This is a genomic window from Yoonia sp., assembly GCF_017854565.1.
GTDB lineage: Bacteria > Pseudomonadota > Alphaproteobacteria > Rhodobacterales > Rhodobacteraceae > Yoonia.
This window is the reverse complement of the sequence record NZ_JAFMHJ010000003.1, coordinates 1-12,094: the sequence shown is the minus strand read 5'-3', so window position 1 is coordinate 12,094 and position 12,094 is coordinate 1. Positions and strand designations below refer to the sequence as shown.

The window sequence follows — 12,094 nt, the reverse complement described above, 5'->3', positions numbered from 1 at the left end:
GGCAAAGAGATGGGGGTGATAACGATCGCGGCAAGCGAATGGCTGAAGCCGTCATACTTGGTCCGGGACGCACCCCTGAATGCACTGCTCTCGTTTAAAGACGCTCGCCAAGTCGCTTTGGACGCGGCGTGGCACATGAGATAATGTGCAATTACATCAATGGGCTGCCCGTCTGAGCGGAACACAGGCAGAACACAACGCACGCACTTTGCACACCTTCAGACTGGACGTGGTAGAGATATGGTCGCATGGCGTTGAGCCAGAGGCTTTTTGATTTGTTCCGCTCAACCCAAAATAAGTAGTATTTAGGTCTTGTTTTCATTGGGGTTTGGCAAGTATAGCGGTCAGCGGAGACGTGGCCGAGTGGTCGAAGGCGCTCCCCTGCTAAGGGAGTAGGCGGGAAACCGTCTCGAGGGTTCGAATCCCTTCGTCTCCGCCACTTGCACATCGCGAACCCGAGATGAGGTCCCTGACGGGGCCTTTTTTCTTTTTGGTTCAAAGGGGTTTAGCGAGGCCATCCGACTTTCGGAGACTGGCGTTTTGACCAGAACCGGTCTCTGAACGACCCGTGTCTCCTTTCACCCGCCCTTCACTCAAATCGAGACGCATTCAAAAAGGCACGCCTTTTCAAGTGCTTGCGAAAAATGGATTACGCCGCAGTTGAGGTGGGTTCGACCGCTGTCGAAACGGTCAGAGACACCCGAAGGCGGCGTGATTGAGCGGGGTAGTGAGAAAGCCTTAGCAGGTTGGGCCACAACCAGGTCGGGCGACGATGCTCCCGGGACAGCGGTCACCGGATCCTGGACCAGTCATTCGCTGCAGCTTGCAGCAACGACCGAGATGCGGACGAAGTGTGAATTCGCTGCAGCTGCTCCAATGGCGGCTTTACGCATTTATCGACAATTATGATCTCATTTTCTGTCTGATCTTCAAAGGCTGGGTAAGATCAAACCACCACCAGCATATTACCGCCAAGAGACGCCAAATTTCGGAACTGGATTTTTATACCAGCCGAAAAATTGTTTCCCTCCACGCAAATCATCTTGAGATTAGGCGCACTGCGAGCCCATTCCAAGATCGGGCGGGCACCTGCATCTCCAACAGAGCACCCTACAAGTCCCAATTCTGTCATGGTCGCCGGGAAGGCGGTGGCTAATGTGGCAGCACCAACGTCTCCCAATTCAGGGTTATAGCTTGCGCTGAAGGACCTAAGGGAAAGCGCATTTCCAGCATTAGCTCGCAACATTCCGTCCGCTAAAACCTGTGCATCTGCTTGTTTTAATCCTGCGCGCCGCAGATGCAGATCAAATCCGGCCTGTGATCCGATTACTGCTTCCAATCTATCAGCAGCAGCCAGACAACCAGGCGTTCCAATTGATCGCAGAGCAGTGATGAGATCGGTTGGGTTCATCTGAGCACTTTCGTTTCCTGTGGCTTTGGCCGACGTGGGCAAGACCGTAGCATAGGTTGCAATACCGCAAACGCCTGCAAACGCAGTTGATAGCACTCTGCGCCTAGACACGCGCGGCGGTTCAAATTGCTGATCTCGCATAAACCTTGCCTCATCAAAATATGTTATACTCTTGGCCGATGTTCTGGCAGTTCTTAAGGAAAGGCAATGCCCGTCACGTCCTGCCCAACCTCCCACAGCCGCTTCGCAACGCCAGCATCCCGCGCGGAGGCGTCGATCTCGCCAATCGCGGGGAAACCGCCCAATTCGCCCGGACCATCTGGCCCATAGTAATCCCCTTGCATAACATTCGCCCCTGTCGCGGCGAGCAATGTCGGTAGCGAACCCTGCCAAGCCTCCATGAAAGTCATTTTCGCAAGCATTGCAGGATCAACATGTCGTTGCAGTTCCGTTTTTGTGAACCCTGGATGACAGGCGACGGATAGCACGGACGCCTCTTTTGCATCAATGCGGCGCGCAAGTTCCAAGGTGAACAGAAGGTCAGCCAATTTACTTTGGTAGTACTCGCGCTTTTGATCGTAGGATTTTTCCAGCCGCAAGTTGTCAAAATCGATTTGCGCGCCCCTGTGTGCAATGCTGCTGAGCGTCACAACCCTTGAACCAGCCGTAGATTGCAAACGATCAAAAAGGAGCCCGGTCAGCGCAAAATGACCCAAGAAGTTGACCCCGAACTGGCTCTCGAAACCGTCTTCAGTCTTGCCCTCAGGCGGCATCATCACACCAGCATTGTTAATAAGAACATCCAGCTTTGGATGGGATATTCTAAATTGTTCTGAGAACTGCTTTACGGACGCCAAACTTACCAGATCGACAATTCCGGCCTCAACATGTCCAGCTACCCCTTCAGCTTCGATGCTTTTGATGGCTTGCTCGATCCTGTCGGGGTTTCGACCTGCAATAACAACATGCGCACCGGCTTTCGCCAGAGCCAAGGCCGCATAGTAGCCTATCCCGGAATTCCCCCCTGTAATCAGGATTGTCTTGCCGTCTTGGCTAGGGAGATTTTGGTCAATCCAATGTTGGAATTCTGAGGTCATTTAAGAAGCTTTCTACATTGGGTTTTTTGCCTGTATATCTGCGTAACAGTTCCAACTTTAAATGTCAGCTTCTTGTGGTTCACTGCCATTGGTCGTTTCCGCAGCATCCGGTAGAATGGGCTCTGAAGAGCCATTAGCTGCAGAAGGCACGAACGTCGGCTCTATGTGAAATGGGTGCCTCCCCTACCATTTCCAGGCCAGACGCCCGCCGTCAGTCGAATGTGCGCCCCACCTGCTCCCCCCAAGCCTCCCCAGCCAGAAAACACAGATCATACAGTCTAACCGCCGACGCCTCGCGCCCGCAGGTAAGCCGCTTGAGCACTTCCGGCGCAAGGTATGCCAACCGTAGTTGCCGACTGACATGCCGCTCAGCCAGCCCGACGGCCTCAGCCAATTCCTGGATCGTGCTGAATTCGCCTGCCTCTATGCGCCGCCGCCAGCCCCATGCCCGGCCTACGGCGCGCAGGACATGCGGATCCTGCGTCTGGTCCTCGCTCGGCAGATAGTTGGCGGGCGGCATTATTTTTGGCCGACCGTTCTTCTTGCGGACCTTCAACGGGATCAGCACGCGGATCGTGTCATTGGCGTTCGTCATTCGGCGGCCTCCAGATTGTGCGGTGCGACCATCTCGCGGATGACGCCCGCGATCCCTTCACGCCGGATGTCCACCTCAAGACCTGCGGCGGTGACGGTGACGCGCCGGATTAGGAGCTGGATGATCCGTGCCTGCTCGGCCGGAAAAAGCTGCGCCCAGAGCGCGGTGAAATCATGAAGTGCCGCGATGGCGTCGGCCTCGGAAACTGCGCCCTTTTCCGTCTTCAGGGCCGCGATCACCTGCGTCACCACCTCCGGCGTCTGCAGGATGCGTCGGACCTCGGTCACGACCGCGTCCTCGACCATTCCAGCCGCCAGCCGCATCGGGGCGGTCTCTTCGCCGGTCTCGCGGTTCCGGATGACGTCCATCGACACATAGTAGCGGTAAAGCTTTGCGCCCTTCTTGGTGCTTGTGGGCGTCATGGCCGCGCCGGTGTCGCTGAAGATCAGCCCTTTCAGGAGAGCGGGGGTCCGCGACCGGCTGTTGTTGGCCCGTTTGCGCGGGCTTTCCTGCAGGATGGAGTGCGCCCGATCCCAGAGGTCCTCGTCGATGATGGCGTCGTGCTCACCGGGATAGGCCTTGCCCTTGTGGACGGCTTCACCACGATAAACGCGGTTGTTCAGCAGCCGGTAAAGGTAGCCCTTGTCGATCAGCGTGCCCTGTTTGTTGCGGAACCCTTCGCGGCGGAGTTCGCGTGCCAGAACTGTGGCAGACCCGAGTTCGACAAACCGCTCGAAGATACGACGGACAGATGCAGCCTCGACGTCGTTCACCAACAGTTTGCGATCCTGGACATCATAACCCAGCGGAACATAGCCGCCCATCCAGATCCCCCGCTTGCGCGATGCCGCCACCTTGTCGCGGATGCGCTCACCGATGACCTCGCGCTCGAACTGGGCAAAGCTGAGCAGGATATTCAGCGTCAGCCGCCCCATGGACGTTGTCGTGTTGAAAGATTGGGTCACAGATACAAAAGTGACGCCATTGCGGTCAAAGACCTCAACCAGCTTGGAAAAATCCATCAGCGAACGCGACAAGCGGTCGATCTTGTAGACCACCACCACGTCGATCAGCCCGTCGTCAATATCAGCCAGCAGTTGCTTAAGGCCGGGGCGTTCAAGGGTGCCACCGGAAAAACCGCCATCGTCGTAGCGTTCGCGCGTGGCGACCCAGCCCTCGGATTTCTGGCTGGCGATATAGGCTTCGCAGGCCTCACGCTGGGCATCGAGGCTGTTGAATTCCATGTCGAGCCCTTCCTCGCTCGACTTGCGGGTATAGATGGCGCAGCGCAGGCGACGGTTCTGGCGGGTGTTGATGTCCATCATGCTTCCTCCCGCTTGCGCTCGCGCAGGCCAAAGAAGCGATAGCCATTCCAGCGTGTGCCGGTGATTTCACGCGCCACGGCGGAGAGCGATTTGAATTTGCAGCCCTGCCAGCCGAAACCGTCCTTCAGCACGGTGACTGTGTGCTCAATCCCGTCCCATTCGCGGATAAGCTTGGTCCCCACCACCGGATTGCGGGGATCCGCGATCTGGTGCTTGCGCCGATTGTGCCCTTCGACCTCGTCGGCCAGCAGGTCCAGCATGCGACGCGTTTCCCGGTCGGGGCCGCCGTAGGTCAGCTCCTGCAGCCGATACGCGATCCGGATTTCCAAAAAGGTCCGACTGTTGTTCGGTGCGGCTGTGCCCAATAGCTTTTCCCATTCGACCTTCAGGTCTTTCACTGACATCGCCTTTAGCGCGGCCAGGCGCGAAAGAACTGTCTGGTCCATCGCGCGGTCCTGCCCAGGTTTACTTGGGGTTATCTTATTGTGATGCTTCATCAATTCCTCCGATGCGGATACGTTTTGCACGAAGACCACCGCTCTTTCGAGGCGAGAAGTCCACGAAACTGTCTCCGCCATCGGCAGATAAATCACTGGACTGTGTGGCGTTCAGCCGAACCACGCCGGCGGCAAGGATGCGACCGATCTCGGCGAGGCGCGCATCTGCTGACATGCGCTCTGGGCATAGGGGATTAGGCCCTGAAATCGGGCTTTCAGCTTGGTGTGACATGGGGGCTTTTCGCGATTGGGATGATGTCCAAAAGATATCGCGAAATCGTAAAAACACAAGCTTTTCAATGTTTTGTGGACAGTTTCGACCTGTGAGAAGCGTCGCGTATTTCTGCGCACGCATTCCAGTGCACGAATGGCCAACGCTTGCGGTTCGTGCCGCGAATCACTCCGCGCTGCCACCCATGAACTTATCGAAGGTATCGAGGGTGGGCTCTTCCTCAAGATTAGCCATCTCCCATCGCGACGGGGCACTGTCGGGATAGAGCAGCAGCGAGATCGACATCTCGTTGCCGGGTGAGAACACGGTCATTTCGTGAACGGGTTCAGCGCCAAGCCAGATGCCAGCCGGGTGCAGACGGCCGTGACGACCGGTGTCCCAGTCTACCTCCTGCGCTGCCAGGGTTGCAGCTGGCAACTCGGTCACGACCTGCCGTGCGCGATAGAAGACACCGGATTTCAGCAACGGCTCGCTGGACCATGCCCAGTCAATGAAGCCTTCCTTGCCGACCACGATCATTGCGCGTTTGTCGGTAATGGTCATCCATTTCAGTATCGCCGCGGTCAGCGACACGGCATAGCGGTCCGACAACTCGGTCATCACGTCGATGTCGATGACCCGTCCCTTGATCTGGGCTCGGAAATCGTCGAGGGGCATCAGCAGATAGGAGGCAAAGGTATTGGCCTCGCCTTCAATCTTGTTCCGGCCCTCATCCCAGTCGGCCATATTGCGGCTGGTGCATTCAAGCCCAGCGGGATTTGTATGCCGGTGCAGAAGGTAGTGGCCCAGTTCATGCGCCAACGTGAAGTTCCGCCGCCCCGGCGAGCGGATAGTTTCGTTGTAGACGACGCCCCATTCACCTGATCCGTTGGGATGCGGCATCAGCATGCCTTCAACCCCTTTCGAGAGCTGCAGCCCCTTCACAATGGTGATTGGCGCGTCCGGAAAGAGCTGGCGCGAAAAATCCTGCGCAAGAGCTGCAACATCGATTGGAAATCGTGGCAGCCCATGCGCTGCCTGATGCAATGACAGTATCCGGGTCAGGCGGATCGCCCAACCTTGTGGCGTTGTGGGCAGGCTCAATCCTTCTTTCCCCACATATCGATCATCTGGTTGATCTTCGCCTGGTCGTCAGGGGCGAGTTTGCTGAATTTGCGAAAGAAAGCCTCCTTGAGCACGGCATCGCCGGGCTCCTCGCTTTCGTCCAGCAGATAATCGGTGGTGACCTCGAGGGCCTGCGCAATGCGGGTCAGCTTTTCCCCGGACGGCTTTCGAGCATCTCGGTTTTCCAACTCCCAGATATAGCTCTTGCTTGAATCGGTCAGTTCCGCGAGCTTATCGAGGGAGTATCCCTTTTCCTGACGGTGGCGCTTGATCTTGGCGCCGAGGGACGTGGTCATCGTATCATCCTTGTTTTCCTTGGTTGCGGGCATTTTGTTCGGTATGCCGAACAAAATGGTAGTGCGCAAGTAGACCTGGCGGATTGTTCGGTATACACCGAACACCAGCGTATCGCTTTGCGCCGATTCTCTCCCATTTTGCCACGAAAGGGCTCCCATGACCGCCATTGCCGCGTTTCTCCGCAAGACCCCCGTCATCCGACTGCATGATTATTTCACCGGTTCTGGGTTCACGTCCCTTCCGCCGATCGATTGGACCAAGCCTGAGTCGGAAGTTGTCGAACCCCTGATCAAGGCAGTCGACAACATGAGTGATGACGAAAAACAGCGCGTTATCATGAATGCGGGTCAAGTCGCTGCCCTGGCCGATGAGCCTGGCCAGAACGCCCTGCAGAATGTCGTTATTGACCGGGCAGTATTCGACACGCTGGAAGGGGCGAACAACCGGTCGCTCTGGGTGTTTTTGAATGAACCGGACCAGTTCCGTAAGGCAGAAGAGGTCCGCTACAACGATGAACGCCGCCGTGGTCGGTCGTGGAATGGCTTTGAAGTGGAGAAAGGCTGCACCGTTCGCCGGGATGCAGTTTCGGTTGCTGCCTTCACCAAGGCGATCCGTGATCGCTTCGCGACGCCGCACGTCCATGTTGATGTTTTCGACCGCCACCGCGTCATCCTCGATGAGCAGGAATGCGATCTGGTTCAGGTCGCTGTTTATCGCGAGGGGCGGCCGGAGGATATGCTTGGTTTCGACGCAAACAGCACGTTGTCGCGCCGTATCGTGAAGCCAGTGTTCGAGGCGGCTCTGACGTATGAGGCCGACACTGGTGTCATCGAGGTGGTGGCCAACACGCTGGACGACCGGAAGGATCTGACTTCATTCATGGCGCGCGACCTTCTCGGGATCGATTTCGATGAAAAGCATATCCCTTTGCGTGAATACAACCTCAGCATGCTGCTGAAGCCTTTCGATTTTCCGACCGATCCCGATGATGGGATCATGGGCGTCGCCGTGAAAGAATTGCGTTTTATGGAAGTAGGCGAACGCAATGAACGGATCACGCTCGAATCCATGTCGGGCGCGGACCGGTCGATTTGGGACATGGCCGAACAGCGGATCAATCTGGATATCGGTGGCGCGGGGAGTGTTTTGCCGGTCGCGACAGAGGCTCCGGAATGGATTATTACGCGTGCGCGCTTCACGATTAAATTTCACCCGGGCCCGGGCGGTGGCCGGGGAAAATCCCTGACGCTGACCGTGACCATGCCGCATGGCTGCAACCTGAAGGACATGACGCCGCATGAGCGTCTGATCGGCGAAAAGTATCTGCGCCGTTGGGGCATCCTTACTGACACTGCCGCTCTCGGTGACCTCATTGAGTAAGCGGGCGATCGATTTGCTGCTGCTGGTGATGGAAACCCGCGCCGCCAAGGTGCAGGCGGCAACATTGCGGCAGGTGGCGCCTCGGGCAACGGATCAGTTGCTCGGGACCAAGCTTCTGGTGGCGTCCGGGCATATCCCGGTCGTCACCGCGATGGACGACTTCGAGGATGAGCCCATCCCGGCGGAGTGGTGTGCCGAGCGCAGGCAGTACGGCTACCATAACAACGTCGGACGTTGGGTCTCAGTCGATGCTGATGAACTCGCGGCCTTGACCGTGGATTACCAGATGCTCTTCGCCAAGATGCTGGTCGCGTTTGATCGTGCTGGGCCGCCACGCCCGGCACCATTAATTGACGGCTTTGCCTGGGATATTGGAACTATCAGGCTGGCAGGGGCGAAAGCTCCGGTGCCTGTCTGGTACGCACGACGCCTGTCTGATCCTGCCGTCTGGGAAAAGATCTGTGCCCTCTTAGAACGCAGGCCGCCAGACGAAGTGCGTGTCGTCCTGACCTCGACACCAGGTGATCGCATCCCAATGACGGCGAACAAGCGGAACATCGTCGTCAGCATTGCCGATGTGTCGAGCGCCCCAGGTAAGCTCGCGATGTCGCCGCAGGCGCTTGGTGCCCGTGTGTTTCCAGGCCAGGTTCAGCGCAAGTTCCCGATCGACCATTCGGATGATTGCGGGATCGTCTGGCATCGGGACGAAACCCTGACATTCGGTGGGGACAAGCAGCGCCGCTTTCTGCAGCTTCTATTTGAAGCCTACTGGTCGAAATCACAGGTGCTGCGCTTGGCGGCAGTTCTAGAAGATGCGGGTTATGGCGGCCAGGTGAACACGTTGAAGAAAGCTTTTGGTCGCAGCGCCGAAAAATGGCGGTTCATCAAGGTTGATGATGGAAACTGCTGGATCGACCCCTAATCCATCACCCTCAAATTATTTCAGCAAAAAGCCGTCCTTCGGGGCGGCTTTTTTTCATTCTTATCCAGCTATTTTCGTTGCCTCCCAGTTTGCCTCCCGCCTGCCTCCACGGGGCCTCCCACGCCCTCCGTCATGTTGAACCCGCAAGTGTTCGCAAAAACCCCAAGGAGGTTCACATGGCGCTAAGACACCTTTCCCAGATCGAGCTGGCGGCTCGCTGGAACATATCGCACCGCACGCTGGAGCGGTGGCGGTACACGGGCGAAGGCCCGAAATTCATCAAACTCGGCGGCCGGGTCATCTACCGGCTTGAAGATGTCGAGGGCTTTGAGGCCGAACAGATTCGTGGCGCTGACCACGAGCCCCATCGTCCAATGTCGGCGTGAGGGGAACAACATGACAATTTCCAACCACATCACACTGGGCGATATCCACCGCATGCCGGTAGGCCAGATCGCGGCACTGCCCGCTGATCAACTGGCAATGCTCAAAGACGCGGCCGATCAGCAGCTCACCCAAGCCAAAACGGTCGCTGATTGGCTCGATGGCGCCATATCCCTGAAATACGCTGACCGTGCTGCCGAATTCCGTCACGGCGCGGGTAAGGACACCGGCACGATCCGCTTTGAGGATGACGGCGTCACCGTGATCGCCGAGTTGGCGAAACGGATCGATTGGGATCAGGCGAAACTCACCCAGATCGCTGAAAACATCGCCTCGTCTGGCGAAGACCCGGCGGAGTTCATCGACACCAAGCTGACGGTATCCGAGCGCAAATACACGGCACTGCCGGAATCCTGGCGGAAAGGATTTGAGCCTGCGCGCACGGTCCGGACCGGCAAACCCAAGTATCGGTTCGATTTGAACGGGGGTGCAGCATGACAGCTCTGACCCCCATCCTTGATCCTGTCCGGGATCTGCCCGGCCTGATCGACCGTGCGGCCAGCATGCTGGCAGGCGCCAAGACCGCAGCCGAAGTGCTGGAAGCGCGCGAAACAGCCGGACTGGCCTATGACATGGCCAAACGCACTGCGCGACTGCACACCGCCAAGGCCGCGCATGATGATCTGGTGGCAGCTGCACATCGTGCACAGGCTGATGCGCTGGAGATCGAAGCTGCTGCCAAGCGGCGCCTTGCAGATGAATACGATGCGGCGCAGGCGCGCGGCGAGGTTGCGCGTCTTGGGACCAACCAGTCTGATCTGGGTGTTTCCGAAGGGAACACCCGGCTGGCCACATCGTCAGATATCGGGTTGTCACGCAAGGCCATTCACGACGCCCGGCTGATCCGCGACGCAGAGGCCGCTGATCCCGGCATTGTGCGTCGCACGCTCGATGACCGGCTGGAGCATGGCGAGGAACCAACCCGCACGGCGCTGCGCAAAATGGTGACGGATGCCGCCATGCGCGGCTTGCGCCCGCAGCGCAGTCCCAGCCGACGCAATCCTCTCTACGTCCCGCCCACGCCTGAACAGGCGGCCTGGCAGCACGTGACCGGCACGTTCCGTGCTTTTGCCGAATGGGCCTCCGACGACAACCTGACCCTTGCCCAGGCGGGCATGTGGGAGGCGCAGAATGTCCCGTTTCACGACCTCGATGCCAAAGCCATCGCGCAAGGGTCGGCAGCTTTTACAACAATCAAGGAGTGGTTTGATGCTTGATAGCCAATCAGCGGCATTTGCCGAACGCGTCTGGGATTACGCATCCCGTCTGGGCAACAACGCCCCAAAGATCGCCGATGACATTATGGAAGCGGCTTTCCCGCTGACCTGCACGCAGGCACGTCAGGAAGGCGCACTGCGCATGCTGCGCACCGGCATCATCACCGAGGTCAAGCGCATCCTGCGCAACCGCGATGACGGATTGGGCCAGTCGGATTTCACAGAGGTCTGTGCGGCCTTCGCGCCACTGGTGAAGAAGTTGCGGTCAAAATCGTACTTCGTTGAAAGCGCGGAAGAGTATGTCGGTATACCCGCTCTGATTGCCGAGCCGGAATTGCTGGATGACGCACGCCAGTTCATGCGGCGCAAAGGCATCGAATGCCTTGGTGAAGCCAACCGTCTGGATGCGCTGTTTATGGCCGTCACAGCGGGAGCAGCTGATGCTGTGCCGATGATTTCCCATCCCACCATGCCGCAGTCAGAAGGAGTTCACTGATGGCGATTTCTCTCGCATCCCTGCGCACCACCTCGGCGCTCTCGCCGCCACGCATCCTGATGCACGGCGTGGCCGGTGTCGGCAAATCCACCTTTGCCGCCGATGCCGACCGGCCCGTGTTCGTCATGACCGAAGATGGCTTGGGCAAGCTGCAGGTGCCGCATTTTCCATTGGCCACCAGCTATGCGGAGGTCGCGGAGGCGCTCGACGCGCTTCTGAATGAGGGTCACGACTATGGCACCGTTGTCGTGGACAGCGTCGACTGGCTGGAACCGCTGATCTGGGCCGAAGCCTGCAAGCGCAACGGCTGGGCCTCAATCGAAACCCCGGGCTTTGGCAAGGGCTATGCCGAAGCGCTGACCGTCTGGCGCGAATATCTCGACAAGCTGAACGCGCTGCGCGACCAAAAGGGCATGGCGGTTATTCAGATCGCCCATACCGATATCAAGCGCTTCGACAGCCCCGAGCACGAACCCTACGACCGGTATGTCATCAAGCTGCAGACCCGCGCCTCGGCGCTGCTGCAAGAACATTCCGATGTCGTGCTCTTTGCCAATTACCGGATCTCGGTCGCCAAATCCGATGTCGGCTTCAACAAAAAGGTGACCCGGGCGCTCGGGTCGGGTGCGCGCGTTATGCACACCGAAGAGCGCCCCGCCTTCCTCGCCAAGAACCGTTACGGCCTGCCAGACACGCTCGAGCTCAGCTGGGCCGAGTTCATGGCGGCCATGCCCCAATCTGAATGATACACCTGAAAGGATACCACTATGGCACGTTTTGATACGTCATTTGACGCCACCAGCGTTGAACCCACCACACCCTATGAGCTGCTGCCCGCAGGCAAATACAGCGCCCAGATCGTCGAGAGCGAGATGCGCGTGACCCGCAATGGCATGGGTCAGTTCCTCTGGATGATGCTCGACATCCTTGACGGCCCATACAAGGGCCGGAAGATCTTCGACCAGCTGAACCTGGTGAACCCGAACCCGACCACCGTCGAGATCGCGCAGCGCACGCTGTCTGCCATCTGCCATGCGACGGGCCGGATGCATGTCAGCGACAGCGAGGAGTTGCACC

The 12,094-nt window shown here is 58.2% G+C and carries 16 protein-coding genes and 1 tRNA gene; 9 read left to right on the top strand and 8 right to left on the bottom strand.

Translation table 11 applies throughout. From position 1 onward, the window contains the following. Positions 1 to 349 precede the first annotated feature (349 nt). Positions 350 to 439, top strand: a tRNA-Ser gene (locus tag QZ196_RS02320). A 507-nt stretch (positions 440 to 946) separates the two neighbouring features. Here QZ196_RS02320 and QZ196_RS02315 read toward each other — a convergent pair. The 8 genes from QZ196_RS02315 to QZ196_RS02280 form a co-directional block, all read right to left on the bottom strand. Next, the gene (locus tag QZ196_RS02315) at positions 947 to 1,411 is read right to left on the bottom strand and encodes a hypothetical protein (protein ID WP_296423475.1); all 465 of its coding nucleotides are present in this window, start codon (positions 1,409 to 1,411) and stop codon (positions 947 to 949) included. A gap of 194 nt (positions 1,412 to 1,605) precedes the next feature. Further along, positions 1,606 to 2,508, bottom strand: coding sequence for an oxidoreductase (locus QZ196_RS02310; RefSeq protein WP_296423473.1), 903 nt, complete (start codon positions 2,506 to 2,508; stop codon positions 1,606 to 1,608). A gap of 211 nt (positions 2,509 to 2,719) precedes the next feature. After that, positions 2,720 to 3,103, bottom strand: a complete 384-nt coding sequence (locus QZ196_RS02305; RefSeq protein WP_296423471.1) for a hypothetical protein — start codon at positions 3,101 to 3,103, stop codon at positions 2,720 to 2,722. After that, positions 3,100 to 4,428, bottom strand: coding sequence for a recombinase family protein (locus QZ196_RS02300; RefSeq protein WP_296423469.1), 1,329 nt, complete (start codon positions 4,426 to 4,428; stop codon positions 3,100 to 3,102). Before QZ196_RS02300 ends, QZ196_RS02305 begins: the two co-directional genes overlap by 4 nt. Then, positions 4,425 to 4,874, bottom strand: coding sequence for a DUF2924 domain-containing protein (locus QZ196_RS02295; protein WP_296423466.1), 450 nt, complete (start codon positions 4,872 to 4,874; stop codon positions 4,425 to 4,427). Before QZ196_RS02295 ends, QZ196_RS02300 begins: the two co-directional genes overlap by 4 nt. A 34-nt stretch (positions 4,875 to 4,908) precedes the next feature. Continuing rightward, positions 4,909 to 5,100, bottom strand: coding sequence for a hypothetical protein (locus QZ196_RS02290; protein ID WP_296423464.1), 192 nt, complete (start codon positions 5,098 to 5,100; stop codon positions 4,909 to 4,911). 222 nt (positions 5,101 to 5,322) lie between these two features. Then, positions 5,323 to 6,240 carry an ImmA/IrrE family metallo-endopeptidase gene (locus QZ196_RS02285; protein WP_296423461.1) on the bottom strand — a complete coding sequence of 306 codons (918 nt, stop codon included), beginning with the start codon at positions 6,238 to 6,240 and terminating at the stop codon, positions 5,323 to 5,325. Continuing rightward, positions 6,237 to 6,716 (bottom strand): helix-turn-helix transcriptional regulator, encoded by a 480-nt coding sequence (locus QZ196_RS02280; RefSeq protein ID WP_296423458.1) that lies wholly within the window; start codon positions 6,714 to 6,716, stop codon positions 6,237 to 6,239. Before QZ196_RS02280 ends, QZ196_RS02285 begins: the two co-directional genes overlap by 4 nt. On the opposite strand from QZ196_RS02280, the gene QZ196_RS02275 reads away from it, so the two are divergent. The 8 genes from QZ196_RS02275 to QZ196_RS02240 form a co-directional block, all read left to right on the top strand. Continuing rightward, entirely contained in the window at positions 6,715 to 7,938 is a 1,224-nt protein-coding gene (locus QZ196_RS02275) for a hypothetical protein (RefSeq protein WP_296423455.1), read from the top strand. The genes QZ196_RS02280 and QZ196_RS02275 overlap by 2 nt on opposite strands. Then, the gene (locus tag QZ196_RS02270) at positions 7,931 to 8,860 is read left to right on the top strand and encodes a hypothetical protein (protein ID WP_296423452.1); all 930 of its coding nucleotides are present in this window, start codon (positions 7,931 to 7,933) and stop codon (positions 8,858 to 8,860) included. The genes QZ196_RS02275 and QZ196_RS02270 overlap by 8 nt, the downstream gene beginning before the upstream one ends. 176 nt (positions 8,861 to 9,036) lie before the next feature. After that, complete coding sequence (locus QZ196_RS02265) at positions 9,037 to 9,246, top strand: helix-turn-helix domain-containing protein (RefSeq protein ID WP_089276225.1); 210 nt, start codon at positions 9,037 to 9,039, stop codon at positions 9,244 to 9,246. Between the two features lie 10 nt (positions 9,247 to 9,256). Beyond that, positions 9,257 to 9,742, top strand: coding sequence for a hypothetical protein (locus QZ196_RS02260; RefSeq protein ID WP_296423446.1), 486 nt, complete (start codon positions 9,257 to 9,259; stop codon positions 9,740 to 9,742). Then, a complete protein-coding gene (locus QZ196_RS02255) occupies positions 9,739 to 10,521 on the top strand; it encodes a hypothetical protein (protein ID WP_296423445.1) in 783 nt (260 codons plus the stop codon). Before QZ196_RS02260 ends, QZ196_RS02255 begins: the two co-directional genes overlap by 4 nt. After that, positions 10,514 to 11,017, top strand: a complete 504-nt coding sequence (locus QZ196_RS02250) for a hypothetical protein (RefSeq protein WP_296423443.1) — start codon at positions 10,514 to 10,516, stop codon at positions 11,015 to 11,017. Before QZ196_RS02255 ends, QZ196_RS02250 begins: the two co-directional genes overlap by 8 nt. After that, complete coding sequence (locus QZ196_RS02245) at positions 11,017 to 11,763, top strand: ATP-binding protein (RefSeq protein ID WP_296423441.1); 747 nt, start codon at positions 11,017 to 11,019, stop codon at positions 11,761 to 11,763. Before QZ196_RS02250 ends, QZ196_RS02245 begins: the two co-directional genes overlap by 1 nt. Before the next feature lie 21 nt (positions 11,764 to 11,784). Further along, positions 11,785 to 12,094, top strand: a 310-nt coding sequence (locus QZ196_RS02240) for a DUF669 domain-containing protein (RefSeq protein ID WP_296423438.1), incomplete at its 3' end; no start/stop codon positions are given.

Coding starts and splice junctions, on each gene's coding strand:
- QZ196_RS02315 (WP_296423475.1), bottom strand. CDS start 1,411: ATGAACCCAACCGATCTCATCACTGCTCTGCGATCAATTGGAACGCCT.
- QZ196_RS02310 (WP_296423473.1), bottom strand. CDS start 2,508: ATGACCTCAGAATTCCAACATTGGATTGACCAAAATCTCCCTAGCCAA.
- QZ196_RS02305 (WP_296423471.1), bottom strand. CDS start 3,103: ATGACGAACGCCAATGACACGATCCGCGTGCTGATCCCGTTGAAGGTC.
- QZ196_RS02300 (WP_296423469.1), bottom strand. CDS start 4,428: ATGATGGACATCAACACCCGCCAGAACCGTCGCCTGCGCTGCGCCATC.
- QZ196_RS02295 (WP_296423466.1), bottom strand. CDS start 4,874: ATGGACCAGACAGTTCTTTCGCGCCTGGCCGCGCTAAAGGCGATGTCA.
- QZ196_RS02290 (WP_296423464.1), bottom strand. CDS start 5,100: ATGTCAGCAGATGCGCGCCTCGCCGAGATCGGTCGCATCCTTGCCGCC.
- QZ196_RS02275 (WP_296423455.1), top strand. CDS start 6,715: ATGACCGCCATTGCCGCGTTTCTCCGCAAGACCCCCGTCATCCGACTG.
- QZ196_RS02280 (WP_296423458.1), bottom strand. CDS start 6,716: ATGGGAGCCCTTTCGTGGCAAAATGGGAGAGAATCGGCGCAAAGCGAT.
- QZ196_RS02265 (WP_089276225.1), top strand. CDS start 9,037: ATGGCGCTAAGACACCTTTCCCAGATCGAGCTGGCGGCTCGCTGGAAC.
- QZ196_RS02260 (WP_296423446.1), top strand. CDS start 9,257: ATGACAATTTCCAACCACATCACACTGGGCGATATCCACCGCATGCCG.
- QZ196_RS02255 (WP_296423445.1), top strand. CDS start 9,739: ATGACAGCTCTGACCCCCATCCTTGATCCTGTCCGGGATCTGCCCGGC.
- QZ196_RS02250 (WP_296423443.1), top strand. CDS start 10,514: ATGCTTGATAGCCAATCAGCGGCATTTGCCGAACGCGTCTGGGATTAC.
- QZ196_RS02245 (WP_296423441.1), top strand. CDS start 11,017: ATGGCGATTTCTCTCGCATCCCTGCGCACCACCTCGGCGCTCTCGCCG.